The 25,407-nt window shown below is 45.0% G+C and carries 24 protein-coding genes; 9 read left to right on the top strand and 15 right to left on the bottom strand.

Translation table 11 applies throughout. The features are described from left to right. Positions 1–20: 20 nt before the first annotated feature. The 4 genes from aceE to ampD form a co-directional block, all read right to left on the bottom strand. Positions 21–2,696: a pyruvate dehydrogenase (acetyl-transferring), homodimeric type gene (gene aceE / locus MHN00_RS06095; protein WP_039232184.1), complete on the bottom strand. Its 2,676-nt coding sequence runs from the start codon at positions 2,694–2,696 to the stop codon at positions 21–23. Positions 2,697–2,907: 211 nt separating this feature from the next. After that, positions 2,908–3,654 carry a pyruvate dehydrogenase complex transcriptional repressor PdhR gene (gene pdhR, locus MHN00_RS06090; RefSeq protein WP_014950397.1) on the bottom strand — a complete coding sequence of 249 codons (747 nt, stop codon included), beginning with the start codon at positions 3,652–3,654 and terminating at the stop codon, positions 2,908–2,910. A 365-nt stretch (positions 3,655–4,019) separates the two neighbouring features. Then, positions 4,020–4,922 carry a beta-lactamase regulator AmpE gene (gene ampE, locus MHN00_RS06085; protein WP_239300633.1) on the bottom strand — a complete coding sequence of 301 codons (903 nt, stop codon included), beginning with the start codon at positions 4,920–4,922 and terminating at the stop codon, positions 4,020–4,022. A gap of 42 nt (positions 4,923–4,964) precedes the next feature. After that, the gene (ampD, locus tag MHN00_RS06080) at positions 4,965–5,504 is read right to left on the bottom strand and encodes a 1,6-anhydro-N-acetylmuramyl-L-alanine amidase AmpD (protein WP_239300632.1); all 540 of its coding nucleotides are present in this window, start codon (positions 5,502–5,504) and stop codon (positions 4,965–4,967) included. A 183-nt stretch (positions 5,505–5,687) separates the two neighbouring features. Between ampD and MHN00_RS06075 the strand changes: the two genes are divergently transcribed. The 9 genes from MHN00_RS06075 to MHN00_RS06035 all read left to right on the top strand — a co-directional run bounded on the left by MHN00_RS06075 (position 5,688) and on the right by MHN00_RS06035 (position 13,408). Further along, a complete protein-coding gene (locus MHN00_RS06075; RefSeq protein ID WP_014977216.1) occupies positions 5,688–6,206 on the top strand; it encodes a TIGR02281 family clan AA aspartic protease in 519 nt (172 codons plus the stop codon). Positions 6,207–6,238: 32 nt separating this feature from the next. Further along, complete coding sequence (gene nadC, locus MHN00_RS06070) at positions 6,239–7,093, top strand: carboxylating nicotinate-nucleotide diphosphorylase (RefSeq protein ID WP_239300849.1); 855 nt, start codon at positions 6,239–6,241, stop codon at positions 7,091–7,093. 569 nt (positions 7,094–7,662) lie between these two features. Beyond that, a complete protein-coding gene (locus MHN00_RS06065; RefSeq protein WP_039227996.1) occupies positions 7,663–8,100 on the top strand; it encodes a prepilin-type N-terminal cleavage/methylation domain-containing protein in 438 nt (145 codons plus the stop codon). Positions 8,101–8,171: 71 nt separating this feature from the next. Beyond that, complete coding sequence (locus MHN00_RS06060) at positions 8,172–9,380, top strand: type II secretion system F family protein (RefSeq protein ID WP_275444190.1); 1,209 nt, start codon at positions 8,172–8,174, stop codon at positions 9,378–9,380. Positions 9,381–9,432: 52 nt separating this feature from the next. After that, complete coding sequence (locus MHN00_RS06055) at positions 9,433–10,326, top strand: A24 family peptidase (RefSeq protein WP_239300631.1); 894 nt, start codon at positions 9,433–9,435, stop codon at positions 10,324–10,326. A gap of 18 nt (positions 10,327–10,344) precedes the next feature. Further along, on the top strand, positions 10,345–10,956 hold the full coding sequence (gene coaE / locus MHN00_RS06050) for a dephospho-CoA kinase (protein WP_239300630.1): 612 nt from the start codon (positions 10,345–10,347) through the stop codon (positions 10,954–10,956). 245 nt (positions 10,957–11,201) lie between these two features. Beyond that, the gene (gene zapD / locus MHN00_RS06045) at positions 11,202–11,954 is read left to right on the top strand and encodes a cell division protein ZapD (RefSeq protein WP_039227984.1); all 753 of its coding nucleotides are present in this window, start codon (positions 11,202–11,204) and stop codon (positions 11,952–11,954) included. A 133-nt stretch (positions 11,955–12,087) separates the two neighbouring features. Beyond that, on the top strand, positions 12,088–12,315 hold the full coding sequence (yacG, locus tag MHN00_RS06040; protein ID WP_014950407.1) for a DNA gyrase inhibitor YacG: 228 nt from the start codon (positions 12,088–12,090) through the stop codon (positions 12,313–12,315). Positions 12,316–12,535: 220 nt separating this feature from the next. Continuing rightward, on the top strand, positions 12,536–13,408 hold the full coding sequence (locus MHN00_RS06035) for an aspartoacylase (RefSeq protein WP_239300629.1): 873 nt from the start codon (positions 12,536–12,538) through the stop codon (positions 13,406–13,408). 87 nt (positions 13,409–13,495) lie between these two features. Here MHN00_RS06035 and MHN00_RS06030 read toward each other — a convergent pair whose 3' ends face one another. Genes MHN00_RS06030 through MHN00_RS05980 form a run of 11 tightly spaced genes read right to left on the bottom strand, consistent with a single transcriptional unit; the run spans position 13,496 to position 25,212 of the window. Next, positions 13,496–14,785 carry a methyl-accepting chemotaxis protein gene (locus MHN00_RS06030; protein ID WP_239300627.1) on the bottom strand — a complete coding sequence of 430 codons (1,290 nt, stop codon included), beginning with the start codon at positions 14,783–14,785 and terminating at the stop codon, positions 13,496–13,498. Between the two features lie 9 nt (positions 14,786–14,794). Then, a complete protein-coding gene (locus tag MHN00_RS06025; RefSeq protein WP_239300625.1) occupies positions 14,795–15,163 on the bottom strand; it encodes a response regulator in 369 nt (122 codons plus the stop codon). 16 nt (positions 15,164–15,179) lie between these two features. Next, on the bottom strand, positions 15,180–15,914 hold the full coding sequence (locus MHN00_RS06020; RefSeq protein ID WP_101565582.1) for a ParA family protein: 735 nt from the start codon (positions 15,912–15,914) through the stop codon (positions 15,180–15,182). Next, complete coding sequence (locus MHN00_RS06015) at positions 15,911–16,168, bottom strand: hypothetical protein (protein ID WP_014980031.1); 258 nt, start codon at positions 16,166–16,168, stop codon at positions 15,911–15,913. Before MHN00_RS06015 ends, MHN00_RS06020 begins: the two co-directional genes overlap by 4 nt. Further along, positions 16,159–18,789: a chemotaxis protein CheA gene (locus MHN00_RS06010; protein WP_239300623.1), complete on the bottom strand. Its 2,631-nt coding sequence runs from the start codon at positions 18,787–18,789 to the stop codon at positions 16,159–16,161. The genes MHN00_RS06015 and MHN00_RS06010 overlap by 10 nt, the downstream gene beginning before the upstream one ends. Beyond that, the gene (locus tag MHN00_RS06005) at positions 18,782–19,159 is read right to left on the bottom strand and encodes a response regulator (protein WP_014950414.1); all 378 of its coding nucleotides are present in this window, start codon (positions 19,157–19,159) and stop codon (positions 18,782–18,784) included. The genes MHN00_RS06010 and MHN00_RS06005 overlap by 8 nt, the downstream gene beginning before the upstream one ends. A gap of 1 nt (position 19,160) precedes the next feature. Further along, the gene (locus tag MHN00_RS06000; RefSeq protein WP_014980034.1) at positions 19,161–20,015 is read right to left on the bottom strand and encodes a protein-glutamate O-methyltransferase CheR; all 855 of its coding nucleotides are present in this window, start codon (positions 20,013–20,015) and stop codon (positions 19,161–19,163) included. After that, on the bottom strand, positions 20,008–20,649 hold the full coding sequence (locus MHN00_RS05995; protein ID WP_014950416.1) for a HEAT repeat domain-containing protein: 642 nt from the start codon (positions 20,647–20,649) through the stop codon (positions 20,008–20,010). The genes MHN00_RS06000 and MHN00_RS05995 overlap by 8 nt, the downstream gene beginning before the upstream one ends. 14 nt (positions 20,650–20,663) lie before the next feature. Beyond that, entirely contained in the window at positions 20,664–21,701 is a 1,038-nt protein-coding gene (locus MHN00_RS05990; protein ID WP_156086805.1) for a chemotaxis protein CheB, read from the bottom strand. A 19-nt stretch (positions 21,702–21,720) separates the two neighbouring features. Further along, positions 21,721–23,268, bottom strand: a complete 1,548-nt coding sequence (locus tag MHN00_RS05985) for a chemotaxis protein CheW (RefSeq protein ID WP_039227966.1) — start codon at positions 23,266–23,268, stop codon at positions 21,721–21,723. Between the two features lie 36 nt (positions 23,269–23,304). Continuing rightward, a complete protein-coding gene (locus tag MHN00_RS05980) occupies positions 23,305–25,212 on the bottom strand; it encodes a methyl-accepting chemotaxis protein (protein WP_039227964.1) in 1,908 nt (635 codons plus the stop codon). Positions 25,213–25,407: the final 195 nt, after the last annotated feature.

Below are 25,407 nucleotides of genomic sequence, written 5' to 3'. Positions count from 1 at the left end.
TGTAAAATACCTTATCTGGCTTACGCGTAAAGTGGGTTAAGTTTTTCAGCGTTAATTTCAAAACGCTTAATGGCTTCTGCTACCACTTTCTTCTCAACGTCACCGCGCTGAGCCAATTCGTAAAGTGATGCCACCACAATGTATGACGCATTAACTTCAAAGTGAGTACGCAAGTTTTCACGGCTATCGCTTCGACCGAAACCGTCTGTACCTAGGCAGCGGTATTCAGTTTCGATGAACGCACGTACTTGGTCTGAGTAGTTCTTCACATAGTCAGTGGCAGAAATCGCAGGACCTGCGTCTTTCGTAATTACCTGACCAATGTAAGGTACTTTTTGCTCAGCTTCTGGGTTTAGCATGTTCCAGCGTGCTACGTCTTGACCTTCACGTGCTAGCTCGTTGAACGAGGTCACTGAGTAAACGTCAGAAGATACGTTGTAGTCGTCACAAAGAATCTGTGCCGCTTTACGTACTTCGTTCAAGATAGTGCCTGAGCCCATCAACTGAACATTCAGCTTAGACTTGTCATTTTCAACGCGCTCTAGCTTGTAAATGCCTTTGATGATTTGCTCAGCAATATCATCGCCTTCAGGCATTTCTGGGTGTTGATAGTTTTCGTTCATCAACGTTAGGTAATAGAAAATATTCTCGTTATTACCGTACATGCGACGTAGACCGTCTTGAACGATAACTGCTACTTCGTAACCATACGTTGGGTCGTAAGTAATACAGTTAGGAATTAGGTTCGCTTGAACATGTGAGTGGCCGTCTTGGTGCTGTAGACCTTCACCGTTAAGTGTGGTTCTACCCGCAGTTGCGCCTAAAAGGAAACCACGCGCTTGGCTATCGCCTGCCGCCCATGCAAGGTCACCAACACGTTGGAAACCAAACATTGAGTAGTAAATGTAGAACGGAATAGTGGTAGCGTTACACGTTGAGTAAGACGTACCCGACGCAACCCACGATGCCATTGCACCTAGCTCGTTAATACCTTCTTGTAATACCTGACCTTTCTTATCTTCGCGATAGTAAGCGACTTGGTCGGCATCTTGCGGTACGTATTTCTGGCCTTCATTGGCGTAAATACCTACCTGACGGAACAAGCCTTCCATACCAAATGTTCGGGCTTCATCAGGAATAATTGGCACAATACGCTTACCAATTTTCTTATCTTTCAATAGCGCGTTAAGTACACGTACAAACGTCATGGTTGACGATACTTGACGGTCACCTGACCCTTTTAAGATAGCGTCGAATGCACTTAGCTCAGGAATTTCAAGCTGTTCTTCAGCCTGTTCACGGCGAGAAGGCAAGTAACCGCCTAGTGCTTCACGACGCTCGCGAAGGTACTTCATTTCTTCGCTGTCTTCGTCGAACTTGAAGTATGGCAGGTCAGCAATTTTCTCGTCTGCTACAGGAATATTGAAACGATCGCGGAACGCTTTGATTGAATCAACGTCCATTTTCTTAACGTTGTGCGCTACGTTTTGTGCTTCGCCTGATGCACCTAGACCGAAACCTTTAACCGTTTTAGCAAGGATTACCGTTGGACGACCTTTCGTATCAATGGCTTTTTGGTAAGCCGCGAATACTTTAACTGGATCGTGACCACCACGGTTCAAGCGCCAGATGTCGTCGTCAGACATGTTCGCTACAAGTGCCGCTGTTTCAGGATACTTGTTGAAGAAGTTTTCACGGGTGTACTTGCCGCCTTTGGCTTTACAGTTCTGGTATTCACCGTCTACCGTTTCACCCATAAGCTGAATTAGCTTGCCAGATTTATCACGAGCTAATAGCTCATCCCAGTAGCTACCCCAAATAACTTTCACAACTTCCCAGCCAGCGCCGCGGAATGTGCCTTCAAGTTCTTGGATAATTTTGCCGTTACCACGTACCGGGCCGTCTAGACGTTGAAGGTTACAGTTGATAACAAACGTTAGGTTGTCTAGGCCTTCACGAGAAGCAAGACCAATTGCACCCAAGCTTTCTGGCTCATCACACTCACCGTCACCCATGTAGCAGTAAACGCGCTGACCTGAACAGTCTTTGATACCACGGTTAGTTAGGTACTTAAGGAAGCGCGCTGTGTAGATAGCTTGAAGTGGACCAAGACCCATAGATACGGTTGGGAACTGCCAGTAGTCTTTCATCAAGTGAGGGTGTGGGTAAGACGACAGACCATCGCCAGCACACTCTTGACGGAAGTTGTTTAACTGCTCTTCAGTTAAGTTGCCTTCCATATATGAGCGCGCATAAATACCTGGAGAAATATGGCCCTGAGCGAAAATAAAGTCGCCGCCTTGGTTCTCGTTAGGCGCTTTGAAGAAGTGGTTAAAGCCAACATCGTAAAGCATAGCCGATGATGCGAAGCTACCAATGTGACCACCAAGCTCTAGGTCTTTCTTAGATGCACGCAATACAATCATCAATGCGTTCCAACGAATTGCCGCACGGATGCGCGCTTCGATGGTCAAGTCACCAGGCATTTTTGGCTCTTGCGCTGCTGGGATAGTATTGATGTAGGCAGTAGTTGCGTCATACGGTAGATGCGCTCCGCTGCGACGAGCTTTATCAATAAGTTTTTCGAGTAAATAGTGGGCGCGTTCTACGCCTTCCTCTTCTAAAACCGACTCAAGCGCATCAATCCACTCTTTAGTTTCTTGAGGATCTACATCTTGGTGCATCATATCAGACATGGTGCCATCCTATTTTTTGCTTATATAGAAAATCCTCCCTTAGCATTGCCTATACTCTTAAAGGCGCTAAAAGAAGGAAAACTAAATTACGTTGTACTCACAGTGACCCAATCTGGCTCACCTGCTTTTGCAGTGGCACAGGAAAAACCTGACCGGCCTCTGCGAATGAATAGCTATCTAGCCCTTATCTTATAAAAAGTCAGACTAGTAACTAAATCTCTAATCGTCGCAATGCGCGCTGTACGCGGGTATCGCGTTGATTAATGGTTAATAGCGTTTTTTCAATAAACGCCAAATGCGTATTACATGCCTGACGCGCAGCTTCAGGGTCGCGAGAAGCAATGGCTTCTACAATTTCACGACGCTGCTTAGCAATGTCTTCCACCGCTTCAGGGTGCGCTGCCAGCATGTCAAAGTTTCGTTCAATATTGTCCACCAGCATGCTTTGCATGGTGCTCATTACGTGCAACAACACCATATTGTGTGATGCTCTTGCCATAATGATATAAAACTGTCCTAGCGCCTCAGCTTGGGCACGCTTGCTTTCGTGCGCTTTAGGCGTAGGTACGTCGTTCAATGCTTGCTTCAATGCGTTGTAATCTTCAGGTTGACCACGAAGTGCCGCGTAGTACGCCGCCATCCCTTCAAGCGCATGACGAAATTCAAGCAAATCAAATTGAGTTTCAGGACGCTGGCTAACTAAGTCCATTAGGGGGTCTGTCATGGCAGAATTAAGGTTGCGATTAACAAACGTACCGCCGCCTTGCTTGCGTTCTACCAACCCACGTGCCTGTAAATTACCAATGGCTTCCCTAAGCGAAGGTCGCGATACATCAAATTCAAGCGCAAGCTCTCTCTCTGGCGGTAATTTCTGACCAGCCAATAACGTACCGTCGAGTATCATTGACTCGAGTTGCTCGGTAATCACATCAGAGAGTTTTTTTCGCTGCTGCCGCATGCGCGCTACGTATCCTTCTATTTAAACCGTGCTCTATAACAATAGCGACGTTATAAGAGCGGTGAATGTAAAAAATAATCGTGGAATATTTAATCACAAACACAATTGGTAATACCATTTTACCTATCTAGTTTAAGGCAGATCGATTTCGAGGTAAATACTCACAAGCATAGCAAAGCATTTACCTTTTGCTGGGTGTTAAGCTTTATTGTTGAATTTGTTAAGAAAAATCAGTAACCGTAAACTGGTCTGATGAGGAAGGGAGAATACGGTAATTGGGGCAAAGCGCCTGATCTACATACAATTAATAAATAGACCAAACGCCCTTCTAAGCCGAGTAGACTAGTAAATGTTAAAAATAATGACTATGCAAGACTGCCTACAAGCGTGAGCGCTGATGTTATTACAAGAAGAAAAATAACATTACGTTTTGCTAACTTTACAAGCACCTTCGGTTCTATTGCTGCATTTTCAGCCTGCAACTGCTGTTCATCAGGCGTTAGAATCTCAGCTTTCGAAGAAATTTGTGTAAGCACATCGTATGCAGGTACATCGAACTGAAGTGCATACTTAATCCACTCAGGCAACGCTCGTGAGAAATGTCCCATCATCAGCATGCCAAAAGCGGTAACGCGAACAGGGATATAATCAAGCGCAAACATCAATCTTCCCGCTGCGGCTTTTAAAGGGTGATTTGCATCACACAATGCCTCGGTTGTGCTTCGACTCAAGCTATAAAACAGCGCGCCGGGTGCACCAAAAGCAATAAACCACAGCATCACAGCGGCATAGTGTTGATAGTTAAGCCAGGTAAGGTGTTGGCCAAAAGTTTTGCCTTCTGTACCTGCACTTCCGTCACTGTCTGTTTGACTTGCACAATGCCCTAATTGGTCGGTGTACATACTGCACGCCTGAAGGTCACCTCGGTCTGCAGCATTCAAAAAACTCTTGTAGACGGCTCGCAATGCGGGGCAGCCAATACAGATGAACAAAATTATGCTTTGCTCTATAAACGTAAGAAATGCGTCGAGTACCCAGTATTCAATTGCTCCCAGCACTACTGCGGGAAGTAAAAGATAGAAATAAAGTGCTGTGGATGAGACCTTTTTACTCCCCTCCTCACCTTCATTTCCTTCTTGAAACTTAATCAACCCTTTATCTTGAAGAAAAGCACGATATTGAGCGGCATACTGTTCAATATGCCAATTAGGTGTTTTTGTTATCAACCGCTCGAGGCTGAGAACTAATAGCAAGCTCATTAACATCATAGGTATTGAGTTTCCTTTTTTCTGCAGTGCGGATTAGTTAAATTATTTAAACCCAGCAACGCGCATTCTATATCTTGCCCAATCGAAAGCTGCACCAGGGTCAGTTTTTCGCCCTGGTGCTATATCATTATGGCCTACGATACGCCCTAAAGTGATCCGAGGATAGTATCTCGTAATAAAATCAGTGAGTTCGCCAAGGGATTGGTACTGTGCATCGGTGTAAGGCAACGTATCAGTACCTTCAAGTTCAATGCCTATAGCATAGTCGTTACAGCGGCTGCGGCCTTGAAATGAAGACAGGCCCGCGTGCCATGCCCGCTGTTCAAAGGGCACAAATTGCTCTATTTCACCCGTTCGATAAATTACACAATGAGCAGAGACCCGTAACCCAGCAATTTCTCTATAGAAAGGATGTTCATCAGGATTGAGGGTGCCGGTAAACAATTGGCGAATGCCCGGCGTACCAAACTGTGAAGGAGGTAGTGAAATATTGTGAATCACTAACAGGCTAACGTCTGTGCTGTCAGGACGAGCATCATAATGCGGACTTTCTGTGTACTTTGCTTCGTTGTAAAGCACCATAGTATTTGCTTCGATAATTGATTTTCTGGGTAATAGCCTACATTGTATATGGATATAAGTGTATAGGGCTATACATTGCATTCTAGCAAGCTAATCAGCACGTTAGTCCTTTGCTTAAGAGATCACGCCGAGTATTTAGCGATACGAAAAGCGGTGCACCACTATTATAAGAAAGGTAGAAGCATGAATGAACAACAAGACCCGACAGCGTCAACGGGTAAATGGATGGTTGCGCTTGCTTGGATTTGCGGTTTTGGTCTACTGGTTTTTATTTTCTCAGATCTTCTAGAAAAACAAATTAACCCAAATAGCGAACCAACATCAGAGCGTATTGGTTCACAGACCGAAGTCCGACTTAAGCAAAATCGCCAAGGTCACTATGTGACAACAGGTTATATTAATGGTGAGGAAGTCGTATTTCTTGTTGATACGGGTGCAACTGACGTAGCCGTTCCCGCTCATTTGGCTAATAAGCTTCAACTCAAAGCTGGTCGAGAAGGGTTAGCCAGCACAGCTAACGGCGTTGTAAGAGTCGCCGAATCGACCATTGAAACTTTGCGCATTGGTGAAATTGTGGTGCGCGATGTAAAAGCAAACTTAAACCCCGGTATGCAAGATGACCATATATTGCTGGGAATGAGTGTTCTTCGCCAATTAGAGTTTACTCAGCGCGGAGAATGGTTAATATTGCGTACCCTTTAAATACACAGATAGCATAGATCATAGCGATGAAGATGACATCACCAGACATGCAAGCGATTCGAGAGCAAGTATCGAACGCGCTTATTGAAGATCTTGGCGGCGAATTAAATGCTGCAAACGACATTACGGCGAATCTGATAGATGAAAGCGTTAATGCAAAAGCCACTATTATTACGCGAGAGCCTTGCGTGGTTTGTGGAATCGCATGGGCAAACCAAGCATTTGCACTAATCGACGAGTCGGTATCGCTAACGTGGCATGTAAAAGATGGTGACAAGGTTGATGCCAACACCGTACTGGTTAGTTTGGAAGGCTCTGCTCGCGCGATATTGACGGCAGAACGTACGGCGCTTAACTTCCTACAAACCCTGTCGGCAACCGCCACTGTTACTGCCTTTTACGCTAAGTATTTAGATGGCTCCAACACCAAAATTCTCGATACCCGCAAAACGTTGCCAGGTTTGCGGCACGCGCAGAAATACGCGGTGCGTTGTGGTGGTGGTCAAAACCATCGTGTGGGTTTGTTCGATGCATTCTTAATTAAGGAAAACCACATATTTTCTTGCGGAAACATCGAAAAAGCCGTAAGCCGAGCGAAAACAATGATGCCGGGCAAGCCCGTTGAAGTAGAGGTAGAGAATTTAGCCGAGCTTGAACAAGCCCTTGGTGCAGGTGCCGACATTGTCATGCTGGATAATTTTTCTAACGAACAGATCCAACAGGCAGTAGCACTCAACAAAGGTCAATGTAAACTGGAAGTATCAGGAAACATTACTGATGAACGACTGGCTTCTCTCGCTAAGCTAGGCGTAGATTACATTTCATCTGGAGCTTTAACCAAACACGTTCAGGCCATTGATTTGTCGCTGCGCATTAATTTGTCATAGCAGAGCAAGAAAGATAAAGAGCCAAATTAAAAGCTGTAAAGGTGGATTTAACATTAGGTAAGCGAATGTGTTGCTTATCCCCTTGTACTTCCACCTTTATAACGCGGCTTCTTTGTTGCACGTGTTTTATTATAAAGCTACAGTGTTTCAGTGAAATTTACGTTATCGCAATTATCACTTCCCTATACTGTGGCTTTAATTACTGAGACCTTAATGATTGAGGTTGCACAGTGATTTTAAATCACCGAGTAGATGTATAATTTACAATACGATTACTCGTCATTCTGTTCAGTCATTTCTCGATAATGCTTTTTGTGTATAGATAGGCATACGCACTTAAGTCATTAACTTTTATACGAAAGTTCAAGTGATAAAGCCTGCCAAGGCGCGGCGAACCGTGTCATACTGAAAAAGCTAGACATAGGTATATTTGCCTATACTTGTCAGTAACAAATAAAATTCTATACTGAGTATCAAGTACCAGGGGCGTTAAATGGACGACTCGGGTATAAACGTCAATTTGAATTAGATTTAAACTTTACGTGTTATACACGTCCCGGAGAAAAACCATGATGAACATGAATACTAAAAACCAAAAAGGTTTCACCCTAATCGAACTAATGATTGTTGTTGCAATCATCGGTATCCTTGCAGCAATCGCACTTCCTGCTTACCAAAACTACACAGAGAAAGCTCGCTTTACAGAGGTTGTAAACGCTACAGCGGCAGCTAAATCTGCAGTTGAAGTTTGTGCGCAAACTGAGTCAGGCGCTGATGCGGCTGCTATACTAGACGCTTGTGACAGCAACGCGAAGGGCATAGCTGCAGTAGTAACCGCAGCAGATGGTGTGGTCGGTTTAGCTGTTGCTGACGGTGTGATCACTGCAACAAAGCCTACTGACTCATCTATTACTGGTGCCGGAACTTATGTAATGACTCCAACAGTAGACGTGGCGACTCGTCGTGTTACTTGGAATACTGTATGTACTCCTGCAACACTATGTTAATAAACCATGTTGTTACAAAAAAGGTCCAGTGAACGGGCCTTTTTTGTTATAAAAACGATAGAGGACTTATTTTGGCAAAAGCACTTATAACTTTTGTGTGGCAAGGGAAAGACCGCCGAGGTCAGTCAAGGAAAGGTGAAATATCCGCAGCCTCTTTATCAGAAGCAAAAAACCTACTTCGACGCCAAGGAATCTCAGCAAACAAAGTTAAAAAGCTATCTAAGCCTCTTTTTGGCGGAAGCCAGAAAATTACTGCTGCAGACATCTCTGTCATTTCTCGTCAAATCGCCACCATGCTCGCCGCCGGTGTTACCCTTATTCAATCGTTAGAAATGATTTCCCAAGGTCACGCCAATTCTTCAATGCGCAAACTTCTTGGCGAAATAACCGATGAGGTAAAAGCGGGTAATCCACTTTCATCAGCGCTTAGAAAGCACCCCCTTTATTTTGACGATTTATATTGCGATTTGGTTTACACCGGTGAGCAGTCGGGTGCACTTGAAACCATTTATGACCGCATTGCGACCTACAAAGAAAAGGCCGAAGCACTAAAATCAAAAATCAAAAAAGCGATGTTTTACCCTATCGCAGTTTTGGTTGTTGCTTTTATTGTTACGACCATCCTTCTTATATTTGTTGTGCCGCAGTTTGAAGAGATTTTCAGCAGCTTTGGCGCAGAACTCCCTGCCTTCACCCAGTTCGTATTGGCTATTTCACGGTTCGTCCAAGACTACGGTATTTTTATCGCCATAGGTATTGGCGGTGCTGGGTTTATGTTTATGCGCACCTATAAGCGAAGCCAGAAGCTACGTGACGCGGTGGACCGCAACATTTTAAAAATTCCCGTCATTGGCGAAATATTAAAAAAAGCCAGCATTGCGCGCTTTACCCGAACCCTAGCCACGACCTTCGCAGCAGGTGTGCCGCTTATTGGCGCACTAGAATCCGCTGCCGGAGCTTCGGGCAACGCAGTATACCGCGATGCCATTTTGTACATGCGTAAAGAAGTGGCAGGCGGTATGCCTATGCACGTTGCAATGCGCGCTACACAAGTATTCCCTGACATGGTGACGCAGATGATTGCCATTGGTGAGGAGTCGGGCGCGGTTGATGAAATGCTCAGCAAAATTGCCACCATATATGAAGCTGAAGTCGATGATATGGTAGACGGTTTAACTAGCCTACTTGAACCTATGATCATGGCCGTACTTGGCGTGGTAATCGGCGGCTTGATTGTGGCTATGTACCTCCCTATATTCCAGATGGGTAACGTGGTATAACGTGGCTCAGCACCAAAAGAACGAAAATCAACAATTATAAGAACCACATACCATGGACGCGATAATTACGCTTAGTCAGCTTTACCCTGCTGTATTCTATTCCCTAGTCTTTTTTGTAAGTTTAATGGTTGGCAGTTTCTTGAATGTGGTGATTTACCGCTTGCCTATTATGATGGAACGCAGCTGGCAGCAAGAGTACCAAAGCTATTTTAGCGAGGGTGAGCCGACACCTAATGATAAAAACTCATCAGCGAAAGAAGAAGTATTTAACCTTGTAAAACCAGACAGCACATGCCCTAGCTGCGGCCACAAAATTCGCGCATGGGAAAATGTTCCTGTTATTAGCTACCTGTTCCTTAATGGTAAATGCGCTAAGTGCAAAGTTGGAATATCAGTTCGATACCCGCTGGTTGAATTGTTTACTGCTTTAGCCTGTACGTTTGCGGCCTATCAATTTGGTGTCACATCGCAAGCACTATGGGCCGTATTGTTTACTTACATACTCGTTGCTCTGCTGTTTATTGACTTAGATAAGATGCTATTACCTGACCAGTTGACACTGCCTCTACTGTGGTTAGGGTTATTGTTGAGCACGCAACACATTTTTGTAGGCACCACCGACGCTATTATTGGCGCAGCGGCGGGTTATTTAAGTTTATGGTCTGTTTATTGGCTATTTAAACTTGCCACTGGCAAAGAAGGTATGGGCTATGGCGATTTCAAGCTGCTCGCCGCACTTGGCGCTTATACGGGCTGGCAAGGTTTGCCCATTATTATTTTGCTCTCTTCGTTTGTTGGTGCAATTGCAGGCATACTCATAATGGTGATTCAAAACAAAGGTAAGTCGCTGGCAATTCCTTTTGGTCCCTATCTCGCAGTGGCGGGTTGGCTGACACTGCTTTTTAAAGATGCCATTATTACCACCTATCTTGATTACGTACTTTAGTTAGAAGGTGCCGGCATTATGAATAAGCAGACTCCCTTTGTAGTAGGCCTTACTGGCGGGATAGGTAGCGGTAAATCTGCTGCCACTGATATTTTTGCGTCGTTAGGCATAGACATCGTGGATGCCGATGAGGTCGCAAGGGATGTGGTTGCCGTGGGCTCACAAGGGTTACTTCAAATAGCTGAGCATTTTGGCGAGCATATTTTGCTTGAAGACGGTAGCCTTGATCGCGCCACACTTCGAGAGAAGGTTTTTGCTAACCCAGATGAAAAAACCTGGCTGAACAGCCTTCTCCACCCGCTTATTCGTTCTCGCATGCAACAGCTAATCATGGAATCGACTTCCCCCTATTGCATCTTGTCTGTTCCACTATTGGTTGAAAACAAGCTTACTGAAATGTGTAACCACGTAGTAGTGGTTGACTGTCCTGAAGCGCTTCAGCTTGAACGCGCCTTAAAGCGAGATGGTAGCTCTGAAGCAACGATAAAAAGTATTATGGCGTCACAAGCTAGCCGTAAAGAACGGCTGAGCGCTGCAGACCATGTACTAGACAATAGCACCAGCCTAAACGCCCTCTCTTCGCAAGTTTCGGCCTTGCATGAACACTTACTTTTGCTATCTAAAGCGTGAAGTTGATAGACGGAGTTAACGCAAAAACACATCCCTAATAACTAAATTCACCATCTAAAAGCAGGGCGTTGCAGCCTTACGGATTGATTTTTTTGAAACTTTTTTGACCAATTAACGTCAAAGTAAAGATTTGGCGAACAAGTATACTTGGCTTAAACGCTTTGATGCTTTAGGCTTGTTGCCTTTCATTGTTCAGCTAAATTTTTAGCGACATTTCTCTAAGTCTATGTGTTTTAAGGGGTTCCATGGGTCACGCTGTTTTCGAATTTCCACTAAAGGAAAAAGTACGTAACTATTTACGTGTTGAGCAGCTGCTTGGACAACTTAAAATTACGGCTAAATCAGAACATACTCATCTGCAGCTGGTGTTCTTTGAACAGCTTTTCGAATTACTTGATCTCATTGAAAGACTTGATCTTCGCTCCGATCTTACCAAAGACCTCGAAGCCCATGAAAAGAACTTGGTGTATTGGTCTAAGCACCCGAAAATTGACAGCACCGCCTTAGAGCAAGCACTAAAAACCGTGCTTACCCTAAAACAAAAGCTAAAAACAGACCGCCGTTTTGGTAGTGCTTTGAAAGAAGATAAACTGCTAAGCGCAATCAGGCAGCGCTTTGCCATTCCAGGTGGCGCGTGCAGCTTCGATTTGCCCAATCTTCATTTTTGGTTACAACAACCCCTTGAACAACGCCTCGCTGAAATAGCGCAATGGCTTGAAACGTTAGCCTTACTCGATGATGCTATTGCTGTTAGCCTGTCGTTCATTCGCGAACGAGGTCAATTTGTCAACGTGGTTGCTGACAACGGTTTTTACCAAGGCGCTGCAGAAGATAAAAACGAGCTAATTCGCGTTAAATGTAGCGTTGATGAAGGGTATTACCCTACGCTTAGCGGCAATAAATACCGTTACGCACTCCGCTTCATGCTATTTTCTCCTCAAGAGGGCCAATCTGGCGCAGTGGAAAGCAGTATTCAGTTTCGTTTAGCTGCCTGTTAAACTTAAGACCTGTTGATGTTTGATGTACCGCAAAGATCAGCAGGCCCGAGTCTTTAATTTATTATTTCCCGTCTGCGGTGGTGATAGCAAATCGCAAACTTCGCCGTTTAGACGTATTTCACTGGAGTAAATAATGGAAGTGAAATGTCCTATTTGTGCCAAGCAGGTTGTTTGGGCACCAACAAGCGAATATCGCCCTTTTTGCAGTAAAAAATGCCAACTTATCGATTTAGGTGAATGGGCCGCTGAAGACAGAAAAATAGCCGGCAAGCCTGCAGAAGACGCAACGCCCAAGCATATCGATGTTGAAGAGATAGAGGCGATGCTAGCACAGCAATCAGATGACTTCTTTAAGCACTAATACGCGATGTCATTCCCACACAATTTGGCAAACATCAGTATTTAGGTAAATTCCACTAAGACGTATTCTCGTACAAAGCGCAGTGGTGTAGTATCGGTTTACTTGGTCTCCAAGTCGTAGGTAGATGCTCAGCAATCGAACGTATTAATTCGTCACAATATTAATCAATAGCTCGCTGCGCAGCCTTCCTCATCCTCAACCTATACAAAAAGGAACATGAATGTTTAATTCTATCGCGCTTGTTGGTGGTACTCATGGAAATGAAACCAGTGGTATACAGCTTATTCGAAACTGGCAACAGTTTGGGCTACCTTCGCGATTTAATGAGCTAAATGTTTCGTTAAGCATCGCCAATGAAGCGGCCATTGCGGCAAACGTTCGTTTCGTAGACGAAGACTTAAACCGTCAGTTTACCTTTGAACGTTTATCGAATAACAATTCTGCGAAAGAAGCTGAGCTTGCTAAGGCTCTTAACCAACAGTTAGGGCCTAAGGGTGATTCGAACACAGATTTTGTGATTGATATTCACAACACCACCAGCGAAATGGGTGCTACGCTTATCATTTTGGAAGCGGATGAATTTCATATTCAGCTGGCGCGATACGTAAAGCAACAAATGCCAGAAGCCAACATTTTGGTAGAAGACGAAAAGCCCTACCTTGAACATGGTTACCTGTGCACCACTGGTAAGAAAGGTGTAATGATAGAAGTGGGTGGGCAGCCACAGGGCGTGTTAAGAGAAGATGTTTACCTTCTAACACAAACCATGGCTGAAGCAATATTGGATTTTTGTGCCGCGTATAATAAAGGGCAAATTAATACTGACGCTTTGCCTGCCTGTGAAGCTTTTCGTTTAGGCGATAATGTGTCTTTTCCGTTAGATGCTAATGGAAAACGTACCGCCATGATCCATCATTCACTGCAAGATAACGATTTCAAACCTCTCATACCTGGGGCACCTGTATTTCGGACGTTTGACGGCAAAGATATCGTGTGGGAAAACGAAACTGAAACCTACCCGCACTTTATTAATGAAGCCGCTTATTTCAAACTGGATGTGGCATTTGCCACCGCTGAACGAATAATGCTTTAAGCGTAAGTTATCTTGTTATTTGACTTACCAGCAAGAGAATAACAAAAGCACAGTCAGAAAGGCTATTGGGCCCTGATGGGCCCTTAGCTAAAAGAGTTCTATTTTTGGCTCTCGCGCCTCTTCAAACTCATTTTTCTCTTCTGGTGAAGATTCATTGATGTCAAAGTGGATTTTACGCTGATCTTCCATAACGTATTTTTCAAACATTTCTTTCGTGCTTAAATTAAAAGACTCGTCAAAATGTTCGCGATTATTGATGTAAGACGAGAATTGTCCGAACAGGCTAACAATGGCATCTTGCTCTAACTTCACGTGTTCGGTGCGCTGGCGAATAATATCTTGGAATTGAATCTTGGCTATTGCACCACTCACTTTAGACGCCACTTCCGTCGCGCTTTGTGAAAAACATGCCAGCATTTTGGGATTAAGTTCTTCTAACACCCGATAGTGGCTCGTAATGTTTTCTAACGATTCAGAAAACCCCGTTAATAGTTCACACGTGTCGTTAGCACGCGTTGAATTAAGCATTTTCTCTCCCTGATGATGCGCGGCATCAAGAGCGGACTTTATACCTGATTCTATTTTTTCAGCCGCTTCTGAAGACTGGGAAGACAATATACGTACTTGTTCTGCTACTACCGCAAATCCCCTTCCGTATTCTCCAGCTCTAGCTGCCTCGATAGCCGCATTTAGCGCTAATAAGTTGGTTTGTGAAGCAATATTCTTAACCAGTTCCGTAAGTTCTTTGAGGTTCTCAACTTCACGCATTACCCCTTGAATCGCTTCTGTATCTGCAATTTGCTGTTCCCGCTGGGTGCTTATCATGGCTTTAATACTCGATAAGCGCTTTGCAGCCAGCTCAAACTCATCGGCGCTTTTTTCTTTGCAGCTAAGCGCGTTCTTCTGCCCTAACTCAACGTTATCTATACTGTCTTGAATGCTACTTTCAATTTCGTACAGCGCCTTCATCAATTCCATCGATGCATCTTCTGTGATGGCGCTTATGCCGTCCATTTGGCCTTTGAGGATGGCTACATATTCACTGACTTGAGCATGTGTTTCGTTGAGTTGATCAGAGGTTTCTTGTAAGTAACTCTCCTGTTTATTAAGACTGGCTTTGAATACGCTTGTTTGCCTATGCGAATACCATGTAATAAAACTCAAGAAACCCAGTATTGTGGCAACGGTACCTGCTTGCCCATTTAATAGCTGTGGCGATATATTCAACGAAATTGCCATGCTCAATATAGACACACCAACCAAACCGCTCCAAAGTAAAAGTGAGTCCTGAACTTTGTTCGTCTTATCCTTAAGCACTTTAAACTTCTCAGCGAGTACCAACTCATAATACTGCTTTGTTTTTTCAAGTACTTTCATAATCTAACCTTATGCAGTTGGCACCAACTGCTTTACTACACCTAATAACTGCTCTGGCTCAACAGGCTTAACAAGCCAACCTGTCGCGCCCGCCGCTTTCGCTTCTTCGCGACGACTCTGTTGTGATTCAGTGGTTAACATCAACATAGGGGTGAACCTGAACTTAGACTGCTGTTTCAACGTTTTAATAAGCTCTATGCCGTTCATACCAGGCATGTTTAAGTCTGTGATAATTAGTTTAGGATTGATTGATTCAAGGGCTGTCATAGCCGCTTCCGCACTCTCTGATTTTGTGACCGTATAGCCCGCTCGTTTTAATAACATTTCCATGCTCATTAACATGGTGGCCGAGTCATCTACTAAGTGTATTGCGCTCATTGCATTACCTCTCGTGTTAGCCAATTAATTGTTTACATAATTCAGTATAGTCATGTGCGCCACGACTGTTAGGAGCATAGGCAAATACAGGCTTATTCTCTGCAAATGCCTCGGCGAGTTTGATGCTCTTTCTAATGGGATTAAGCACTTTGCTTCGTCCATAGCGCCCGTACCAGTTACTTAACTCCTGTCTGTGCAGCTTTAGATTTTGTTCTACCATGACGGGTAAAATAGTGAGTTTGGTTGCTCTAAATTTTCGCTCTGCCATTGCATTTCTGCAGGCATTGAGCAGCTTCTGAACACCGTCACTTGCCAGTGGAAGGGGTGTTGCTGGAATAATAATGTCGGTCGCTGCCGATAGCGCAGCCATAAGCTGCGGGCTCAATGTTGGCGGTGTATCAATAAGAACAATATCGAAATGTTTTGTTACCGCTTCCGAGTCGCACCAGTTACGCAATACATCTAGCGTGATTTCTTCATTTGTATTCGCATTACAAGTATCAACATCGGTGGCATAAATGTTGTCAGCGCACTTCACAATAGAGGTAAAGAAGGTGTTGAGAGGCAGTTCTGTTATATCGCTTTGTTGTACGCACCCTAGTGCTTTTAAGCCATGCATAACATGACCTTGATTATCAAGATCCAACACAATGACCCGTTTATTCGCTTGTGCGAAGCCATAAGCGAGATTTACCACCGTGGTGGTTTTCGCCGTACCGCCTTTGCGATTAGCTACCGTGATCACTCTCATTCGAACCACACTTTACTCTGCTTGTTTTGCATCATTTCAGTCAGCCAATATAGTGCATCAGCTTCAGGCCACACGCTCACTTTTGGCTTCTTAGCTAGCAATACCTGGTACACAGCGGTATGTGCGCTGCCTAAGGCTTTTAAATTAACTTGTCGGGAAGTCTCTTCATTCAACCAAGCAAAGAGCGCTTCAGCTTCTTCTATTTCACAGTGCCCGGTCATGACCGCGACTTTCTTTTTGTAAGCTATAGGCATTTTGCTAATACCTCTTGAACGTTGATAATCAATAACACACGCCCGTCGCCAAGCAGCGCCGTTCCCGAGAAGTGAGCGTATCCGGCCAACACGCCTTCAAGGGGTTTTTGAATAACGTCAATCCCTTCGTGAAATTTATCAATGATTAATCCAAACTCTCCCTGAGGCGTTGATACCACAAGAATTGAATGCTCTTCCCTTTCTTCGGCTGCTTCGAAACCTAACGCTTCACGCAAGTCACAAAGAGGTATGAGCTTTTCGCGGATAACCAGTACGTGTTCGTTGCGAATACGCTGGATATCGGCAGTAGGCACTTTGACAGTCTCAACAACGGCATCCATTCCAACACCAAACATTTGATCATTCACTTCGAACATCATTACTCGGTTCACTGACATAGTTTGGGGCAGCAATAGTTTGAAAGTACTTCCTACTCCCACTTCGCTTTGCATTTCGATTGTGCCGCCGGCCTGGCTAACCATTGTTTTTACCGCATCCATTCCAACGCCGCGCCCAGATAAATCTGACACTTGCTCAGACGTTGAAAAACCAGCGGCAAAGATTAACTGTAGCGCTTCATTATCATCCAAGTTTTCAAGCTGCGTTTCGCTGATAACCCCTTTTTGAAATGCCAAAAGCTTTATTTTTTGAGGGTCAATGCCTTTACCATCATCGCGAATCTCTATGATTACGCTATCATCAAGCGGCGTTGCGATTAGGTCGATACGACCTACTTCAGGTTTTCCTGCTGCAAGTCGCTCTGCAGGAGACTCTATGCCGTGATCTATGCTATTTCTTAGCAAGTGAATAAGCGGTTCAGATAAGGATTCAATTAAATTTTTGTCAAACTCGGTATCTTCCCCCTGCATACACAACTCGATTTTTTTATCGAGCTTTCTGGCTAAATCCCGCACTAAGCGAGGGTAGCGTTGAAATACGTGGGAAACAGGCACCATACGAATCTGAAGCACTGCACTTTGGAGCGATTCTGTTAATCGGTTAACAATGGAAAAATGGGCTTTGATTTGCTTACTGAGCTTTCTACTGCCTCCCTCTTCTTCTGCCTGCTTTGCAAGATAAGGCAGAGAATTTTTGGCAACGGTTAGCTCGCCAACAATGTCCATTAAGTAATCTATTTTTGACTGGTCGACCTTGAGCATTTTCACCGCTTGGCGTTCAGCTTTTACAGGAGCAGCTGTGTCTTCTGTCGTTTCTAGTGCGTTAGCTGACTGTGTATTAGCTGGCTGTGTAGCCTCAGCTGTCACGTTATTCGACGTTTGTTGCGCTTGCTCGTCATTTGCTTGCGCTTGAATTGTTTCCTCATCTAACGCGTTACTAATGGCAACCGCCAGCGCGTCCTCATTTTCAAACTCAGCGCCCAGAATATTACCCACCAGCCCTGCGATAGAAGGAAACATGAACTCAGATTTATAGTTATCCGAATTTAGTAGCGTGAGCTGTTGTGTCAGCATTGCTCGTTCATGCAACGCTAAGTTTTTTGGCTTAGGCGCTTCTCTCTTCGAGTCGCCTGATTCGCTTGCCGAACTATTACTGACTTCAGGAGACGCATTCGTACTGGTGTCTTTACCTGAGCATCCATCCTCTCGAATCTCGTTATTAAGAAAACTCAAATCGTCGATTGAAGATAGCAGGCTCAGCACAGCCCTATTAGCGCTATCATCTTCGCTGTCGTCAAAGTTCAGTGAGGCAAGCAGTAGTCCAGCGCTAGCATGCACTTGCTCTATATCTGTGTTATTCAGGGCACTGTTTAAGGTTTCGTCGTCGATAGTCTCGACGCACTTTTGAATTTTACCGGTGCATGCAGCTTTTAAGGCTTGAGTGGAAAAACTAACGCAAGAGTACTGCCCCTCGTAATACGCCATATGCTGTTTAATTTCATCTTCGCCGGCAACGCCAAGCGCTTTGATTGAAGTGAAACAGTTATAGATATCTGCATCTTCGCCTAATTCGGGCATTTCAATATTAAACGCCTTTATTCCAGGTAAGGCTACGGTGACATTTATTGGGTCTTCTCCGCGAAAGAAGCAGCCTTCGTCGGGCGTGTACTGAATGAAATAGCAGTCTGGGCCAGTCGCTTTACAAAGTAGGTCTAAGTCGGCGTTTCTACCAAAATTGGCGATCAGTGCTATGTGCTCTTCGCTTAGCGTTTGCGGGTCGGCTATTGGGCTTTCGTTGTTAACGGTGGCGCTGCTTTCATCGACTTCACTCGATGCTGTCGGGTCGATAAAGTGTCTTAATTGAGCACTAAGCTGTGTCGATATTGGTTTCCATTGCTCTACATTCTGAGAACCTACTTCGAGCTCGTCGAACCATATTGAAATTTGGTCTAAGGCTTCAAGCAACAAATCGCCTATATCATCGCTGTAGGTAACCTCGTTAGACCTTACACTATCAAGCAAATCCTCTGCTGCGTGAGCCAAGCGAGTCAAAGGTTTAATATCAAATAAATCAGAAGAACCTTTAATGGTGTGCAGGTCGCGAAAAATTTTGTCCACACGCTCAGAAGCAGGGCCCGACGACTGAATTTCTAAAAGCTCTTGGCTCGCTGACTCTAAATTCTCGCGGGACTCGCCAATAAACACATCAAGTAATTCACTCATTGGCTTCCCCCCCAATCACTGCACTTACTACTGACTTCAACGTGTCTGCATCCACAGGCTTCGTCATGTAATAGTTTGCTCCACATTGATAAGCTCGCTCAGCATCTTGATTAGCCGACTCAGTACTTATCATGATAATGGGGACCGCACGTAGTGCCTCATTGAGCCGTATTTCCTTACATAGCCTATAACCGTCCATCTTTGGCATGTTCACATCAACAAGGAACAAGTCCACATTTGTACCTATAGCTTTCTCAAGCGCTTCTACGCCATTCTCCGCCTCTTCGATAATTCTGTCTGGCGAAGTCACCAGCATTTTGTGGAACATTCTTACCGTAGAGGCATCATCAACAATCATTACTGTTTTCATGTTATGCCCCTCCTGCAAGTGGCTTCTGGTAAGCAATCACATCACCGAATTTGCGTACTTTAAACATAGACGAAATACGGCTCATAGATTCGCTGTGCCCTAAAAAAATGTATCCACCTGGTTTCATCGCATCAAAGAGTACCTGCGCCGCCTTCTTACGCGATTCATCATCAAAATAAATGAGCAAGTTTCGGCAAAAAATGAGGTCAAAATGCCTAAACTGCTTCATATTATTTGCGGATAAAATATTCGCGAGCGTAAAGGATACGGACTCACGTATGTCATCACTAAGCTGGAATTGCCCATTGATTTCTTTGAAATATTTCTTCACCAGTGGGAGCGGAATGTTCTGAACAGAGCGCTTGGAATAAAGCCCTTTTTTTGCTGATGCCAGCACGTTGCTGTCAATATCAGAAGAGATGAGCTCTACATCTCTGTGCGCCAACCCTTTCCAATACTCGATAAGATATATCGCTATTGAGTAAGGCTCTTCGCCCGTACTCGAGGGTACTGACCAAATGCGTAAATCTTCTCCGGCAGGACGATAACCGTCTAACTCATCCATTATTTCTCTTGTCATCGCTTCAAATTGATATTCTTCGCGAAAGAAATACGTTTCGTTGACAGTCATTGAATTCACGAGGTTTTGAAATTCTTCACCTGACGCTTGGAATCGCATGTAAGTGAAGTAACCTTTAAAGCTCGTATGACCTGTAGCCTTCATGCGTTCATGGAGACGTTTGTCTACAAAATAGCGCTTCGAGTCTTCGAAGTGAATCCCGGTTTTTCGGTAAAACATAGAGCGAAACCGTTCGAAATCGGCAGCACCTATTTTGTCTAGTGCTACACTATTCATCGGCGTTTCTCACTTGATTACGAATTAGTGAAATAACAAACTGAATGTAGTTATGATTCGGAAATCGGCTTTCAACAGTTTGCAAAATATCCAAAGTAGACACATCAGCAATTTCAGCCAGTTTGTCCAGTGCAGTACCCACAACGTTTTCATTGTCGTCATTTAGAGCGAATTGGTGCAGCCAGTTCACTGCATCTATGTGAGCAACCGCACCTATAATGTCTACGCAGAAAATACGGGTGTCAGGATCCTCGTCGTGCATGAGTAAATTGACATTCGCAGCAAAAATATCAGGGTTTTGCTGCATAAGCTCAATAGCCCCATTTCGCAATTGCACGTGTTCGCTTTTAAGCATGGTAATAACCTGCGAGGCATGACTTTGAGTCATATCATGCTCGAGCGCGCTAAATAAGGCCTCGATCACTGTTGGGTCATCTTCTTGTGGCAATCGATATATAAAGGCGTCGTGCGCATCTTTTTGGCCACTCAAATCTCTTACTGCCCACCGGCGCACATCACTGTCGCTCGAGTTTAGGTCGCTAATGAGTTGCTCTTTCGTTCGAGGGTGTTCGCGCTTTTCCTCAAAGTCATCGGAAACATCGGCAATAGGTTCTACTTTCTTCTTGAGACCCATAATTACTTCTCCTCTTAACGACAAAGCGCATTCAATTTAGATGCGACTTTGGGACTATCTAGTACGAAGCTGGCGCAACCCGCTTCAATAAGCTCTTTCGGCATACCGAAGACAACTGAGGTCGCCTCACTCTCTGCGATCGTTGTCGCACCTTCTTTAAACGCTTTGCTCATAGCGGCAACACCATCACACCCCATTCCGGTCAGCTGTACGCACAGCATAGAAAGTGGCTTGTAGCAGTTAAGTGCGCTGTCTACCATACGATCCACACTTGGATGCCACAGAAAACTTGGGCTTGATGGCACAGGGCGCGCTGAGACTTCACCGCCGACTTTTGAGAAGGCAAGATCAGCATCCCCTTTTGCAAGATAAACATTGCCAGCCTTTATGGGCATCTTCGCATTCACCTCAACCACGTTGAGCGGACTGATTCCGTCCAAGCGCTTAGCCAGCGCACTGGTGAAAGAGGCTGGCATGTGCTGTGAAATAACGATAGGAACCGGAAATGCGGGGCTTAAGTTAGCTACCAGGTGTTCAAGCTTTTTGGGACCACCAGTGGAAACACCTACCAGCACGACTTCAAAGGGTACGCTCGTTTTGTGGCGAACAACTTTTTGTGTCACGACTGGGGGCGGTTTAATTGTAGGACGCTGTGGTTTGCCAGTTTTGGCTAGGGCGTGAATTTTGTTTATTAAAGGCGCCTCTAAATCTGAAATATCCCGCGAAACAGTGCCCCCTGTTTTTAACACAAAGTCACTTGCGCCAAGCGCGAGTGCCTCTAGGGTAATGGTGGCTCCCTTTTGCGTGAGCGAAGACACCATGATAATAGGACAAGGATAAAGTTTCTTGAGCATCGCCAGACACGTCATGCCATCCATTACCGGCATATTAATGTCCAGTGTTATACAGTCTGGCTCGAACTCTACAGCTTTAGTTAGCGCTTCTTCGCCGTTACGTGCTACTTGAACAATAAAGCCCTCTTTCTCGAAGAGTTGCGTGAACAGCTTTCGCATTAACGCGGAATCGTCGACGATAAGTACTTTTACTGTCATAAATAACCTCGAATATTAGCTAGCATTGCTCTTGAGCTTTAGATACCGCATTGTCATCGAGCAAGACTTTGGGCTCGATAATTTGAATAATGCGTTTTTCATCATTCAGCTTAATCAGGCGGTTTAAGAACTCAGATTGCATCTCAGAAAGAGAAGGCGCTTCTTCAATAGTCTGTCTAACGACGGTCTTCACTTCGGCAACACCATCAACGATGAACCCAGTACGCTGTTTATCTTTAGTAAGAACAACGATGCGCTGACGTTCTGACGTTTCGCTGCACGGCATACCTAAGCGGCTGCGCAAATCGATAACCGGCAACACCGTACCGCGAAGGTTAACAATGCCTTTCAGGTAATCTGGCGTACTCGGCACACTTTCAAGCTTTTCAGGTACTCGCGTAATCTCTTGCGTATCGTCAATGCTTACACCGTATTCTTGCCCATTAATCCAAAAGATGACGTATTGCTCGCAGTCATCTTCATCAATTGCTAAATCGTTGCCATCATTCATTTGAGACTCCTGCTGAATATCGGCATCAAGACTGGTTAAAGCGCTCATCAGCGCACGGCTGTAGATGTTAGAAAGGTTGATAATAGACACCAGACGTTTGCCGCCATCGCTGCGGTAGACCGCTTCAAGCAGCCCCGATTCCGCGCCGTCATTACATACCGAAGGAACAGATTCCAGTTCAGCTTCAGAAATAGACACCACATTACTGACTTTGGCTACCACAAAGCCAACGCTACCAAACTCGCTGTTTTGCGTTACTACAATGCGCGATGCTTCGTTAATTTCAGTGCGCATCATGCCAATGGAGTTCGACAAGTCGACAATGGGAATGATGCGGCCGCGCAGATTGACCAGCCCCAAAACAGAAGGTGCACTATCCGGAAGTTGCGATATCTCAGCGGGAACACGCACAATTTCTTCTACATCTTGAAGGTGAAATGCGAACTCTTGTTCCTCTAGTGAGAAGCACACTAACTGCTGTAAATTCTCGTCCTCTTGAGAGTCTTCAGGCGCATCGTTATCAATATGCTGCATTCCCGATAGCTGCATAGTATTGCCATCTTGCTTGATGACTGCCTGTGCTTTTGCAAGCGCAGAAACATCAAGGATTTGCTCTACAGGCTGGTCGCTTTGTTTAATGATGCCCTGCATATAGTCGTAGGCGATAGAATCCGTCATTGAAGTTTTATCGATAACAGCATCGCTGCTAACACTGTAGACGCGCAGTACTCTGTCTACCAGAAATCCTACGCTACCGAGCTCAGACTCCACTACAACTACGCGGGTAACGTCACTCTCTTGTGACTTCGCTCCAAGTAAGATTGTGCTTAAGTCATACACGGGCAATACGTTCCCACGTAAGTTTGCTAAGCCAATCATTTGTGCGGGACCAAGGGGGACAGACACCATAGTCGGTACGCGAATGATTTCGCCCACCGCAAGCATAGGAAAAGTGAAACGCTCCTCGTTGACCATGAAGGACACGAACTGTTGTTCACCACCTGACATTGGCTCAGTTTCGTTTGCGGTCTCGTTATTCGTATTTTCGTTACTCATGAGGCAAGCTCCTCTATTAGACACAAGCGCTATGGATTAGCCGTTTTGCATTTCGTCAGCCACTGAAGCAATTTCTTCAATGGACTTGGCCAACACTTCCATGCCTTTACTTTGCTGGTCTGCTGCGTTAAGTGCCTGCTGACAGTTACTGCTCGCTTGCTCATTTGCCGTCGCAATTTGCTCTAGTCCCCGCTGGGCCTGTGTAACACCCGCGGCAATTTCTTCACCCCGCTCTTTCATTGCCTGGTTATATTGCACAACTTCGTCGATATCAGTCGCAATTTGCTCGACATCTTGCGTAGTTTGCTTCGCTTTCATGACCTCTCTAGATGCACTTTCAGCAACATTAGTTAAGTCTGTTTTTACGCTCATTGTCTGGTCTTGAATGGCTTTGATGAGGTCTTTTATCTGCTCTACATTTTCAGCAGCTTCATCTGCTAGGCTTTGAATATCTGCAGACACAACCGCAAAACCTTTGCCATACTCACCTGCTCGCGCCGCTTCTACTGCGCCGTTTACTGCCAACATGCTGGTTTTCACTGATACCGTGGTAATAGTGTCGATAACCTTGTCTATTTGGCGCGTCATAACTTCCATCTCACTGATAGCACTAACATTTTCTTTGCTAGTTTCAAGCGCCAGATTTATGCCGCTAACCATTCCCTCAATCAGCGCACGGTTTTCTTTAAGTAATCCAGTAATAGCATTGCCTTTCTCTAACGCTACATCACACTGCGCAGAGGCTTTATCAACACCTTCTCTTAACAGGTCGATATTTCCGACGGCTTGGTCGACAGAGCTTGCTGCCTGCTGCGAACCGTTATTCACTTGAGTCAATGCCGTCATGATTTCACTTGATGAGCGATTGATTTCTTCAAGGGTTGCTGACAACTCTTCTGCAGAAGACGCCACTTCTTCTGCACTCTTGTTAATGTCTGTGCTGTTTTTCAGCTCTTCAGTAATTATTTCTAATGACTGCGCAGCCTGTTCAGCTTGAGACAAGGCCACGCTCTGCTCAGAAACATTAGACGACACTTCTTGGGCTGCGGTAGATTGCTCGTCGGCAGCACACGATATTGCTTCTGAACCAGTTTGAATTTCTTTAGCCGCTGCATCCATCGATTTGACTTGTGCCTGTAGTTCACCCGCACCGTCAGCAATGCTCTGCATGTCTGATTTTATGGTGATAAGTTGCTCGGTAACCGCTTGGCCTTTGGTCACTTCCTCAAGCGCCGCTTGCGATGATGATTTAACGGCATCAGAGACACTGTTAGATTGCTGTTGAATACGCTCTATCTGCTTAGCTATATCTGCAGCACTTTTGTCTGACACTTCTGCGAGCGCGCGAACCGTATCGGCGACTACAGCAAATCCCTTTCCGTGCTTACCAGCCCGTCCCGCTTCAATAGCAGCGTTAAGCGCTAGCAAGTTCGTCTGATCGGCAATGCGGGTCACTTGTTTGACAGCTTCGCCGATGTTTGATGCTTGTTGCTCTAACTCGCTCATCATGACCACTGAGCGTGATTGATGCTCAGATGCGGTTTTAACGCTGGTCATCATGGTGCTTAAATCACCGACAACGCGTTCAAGATAGGTTTGAAGCTCGTTGGTTTTGTCCATTGTCGAGCCTGCCAGTTCAAGCTGTGCAACAAGGCCACCTGAAATCTGAGTGATAGCCGCTAAGCTTTCTTGGCTTGCACTGCTCGATTCCTCGGCGCCTGCTGCAATTTCGTTAACTGCAGTGGATAACTGATCGGTTGCGCTTGAGGCCTGATTTATACCACTTGCTAATTCAGTCGTGGCGGAAGCAACGCGCTCTGCGGCTTGCTGCTGCCTCGCGAGTGTTCTTGCTTTGCGGCGCTCCTCTTCCGCTTCTTTACGCATCTTTGCATCAACTCGCACTGCTGGTGCGACTGTTTGTTCGGTAGATTTTTTGAGCGCCATAAGTAACCTCGATATGTGAATGGCTGTAAAAACACTATTCAAATATCGTTGAGAACCGGGCGCATTAATGTATTAAACGAAATACGTTTGTATGGAGAGGGGTACGTTGTTTCCGTAGAAACATAATTCAACGGCAAAATGGCGCAAATGTCGTAAATGACACTTTTTTACATATCAATATAAAATCAAAAACTT

Origin of the sequence: Alteromonas sp. Cnat2-8, assembly GCF_022348355.1 — a bacterium.
GTDB classification, from domain to species: Bacteria; Pseudomonadota; Gammaproteobacteria; order Enterobacterales; family Alteromonadaceae; genus Alteromonas; species Alteromonas macleodii.
This window is presented reverse-complemented; position numbering and strand designations above follow the sequence as displayed.

Excerpts from the sequence above, each read along its gene's own strand:
- aceE (WP_039232184.1), bottom strand. The coding sequence starts at position 2,696 with ATGTCTGATATGATGCACCAAGATGTAGATCCTCAAGAAACTAAAGAG.
- pdhR (WP_014950397.1), bottom strand. The coding sequence starts at position 3,654 with ATGCGGCAGCAGCGAAAAAAACTCTCTGATGTGATTACCGAGCAACTC.
- ampE (WP_239300633.1), bottom strand. The coding sequence starts at position 4,922 with ATGATGTTAATGAGCTTGCTATTAGTTCTCAGCCTCGAGCGGTTGATA.
- ampD (WP_239300632.1), bottom strand. The coding sequence starts at position 5,504 with ATGGTGCTTTACAACGAAGCAAAGTACACAGAAAGTCCGCATTATGAT.
- MHN00_RS06075 (WP_014977216.1), top strand. The coding sequence starts at position 5,688 with ATGAATGAACAACAAGACCCGACAGCGTCAACGGGTAAATGGATGGTT.
- nadC (WP_239300849.1), top strand. The coding sequence starts at position 6,239 with ATGACATCACCAGACATGCAAGCGATTCGAGAGCAAGTATCGAACGCG.
- MHN00_RS06065 (WP_039227996.1), top strand. The coding sequence starts at position 7,663 with ATGATGAACATGAATACTAAAAACCAAAAAGGTTTCACCCTAATCGAA.
- MHN00_RS06055 (WP_239300631.1), top strand. The coding sequence starts at position 9,433 with ATGGACGCGATAATTACGCTTAGTCAGCTTTACCCTGCTGTATTCTAT.
- coaE (WP_239300630.1), top strand. The coding sequence starts at position 10,345 with ATGAATAAGCAGACTCCCTTTGTAGTAGGCCTTACTGGCGGGATAGGT.
- zapD (WP_039227984.1), top strand. The coding sequence starts at position 11,202 with ATGGGTCACGCTGTTTTCGAATTTCCACTAAAGGAAAAAGTACGTAAC.
- yacG (WP_014950407.1), top strand. The coding sequence starts at position 12,088 with ATGGAAGTGAAATGTCCTATTTGTGCCAAGCAGGTTGTTTGGGCACCA.
- MHN00_RS06035 (WP_239300629.1), top strand. The coding sequence starts at position 12,536 with ATGTTTAATTCTATCGCGCTTGTTGGTGGTACTCATGGAAATGAAACC.
- MHN00_RS06030 (WP_239300627.1), bottom strand. The coding sequence starts at position 14,785 with ATGAAAGTACTTGAAAAAACAAAGCAGTATTATGAGTTGGTACTCGCT.
- MHN00_RS06025 (WP_239300625.1), bottom strand. The coding sequence starts at position 15,163 with ATGAGCGCAATACACTTAGTAGATGACTCGGCCACCATGTTAATGAGC.
- MHN00_RS06020 (WP_101565582.1), bottom strand. The coding sequence starts at position 15,914 with ATGAGAGTGATCACGGTAGCTAATCGCAAAGGCGGTACGGCGAAAACC.
- MHN00_RS06015 (WP_014980031.1), bottom strand. The coding sequence starts at position 16,168 with ATGCCTATAGCTTACAAAAAGAAAGTCGCGGTCATGACCGGGCACTGT.
- MHN00_RS06010 (WP_239300623.1), bottom strand. The coding sequence starts at position 18,789 with ATGAGTGAATTACTTGATGTGTTTATTGGCGAGTCCCGCGAGAATTTA.
- MHN00_RS06005 (WP_014950414.1), bottom strand. The coding sequence starts at position 19,159 with ATGAAAACAGTAATGATTGTTGATGATGCCTCTACGGTAAGAATGTTC.
- MHN00_RS06000 (WP_014980034.1), bottom strand. The coding sequence starts at position 20,015 with ATGAATAGTGTAGCACTAGACAAAATAGGTGCTGCCGATTTCGAACGG.
- MHN00_RS05995 (WP_014950416.1), bottom strand. The coding sequence starts at position 20,649 with ATGGGTCTCAAGAAGAAAGTAGAACCTATTGCCGATGTTTCCGATGAC.
- MHN00_RS05990 (WP_156086805.1), bottom strand. The coding sequence starts at position 21,701 with ATGACAGTAAAAGTACTTATCGTCGACGATTCCGCGTTAATGCGAAAG.
- MHN00_RS05985 (WP_039227966.1), bottom strand. The coding sequence starts at position 23,268 with ATGAGTAACGAAAATACGAATAACGAGACCGCAAACGAAACTGAGCCA.
- MHN00_RS05980 (WP_039227964.1), bottom strand. The coding sequence starts at position 25,212 with ATGGCGCTCAAAAAATCTACCGAACAAACAGTCGCACCAGCAGTGCGA.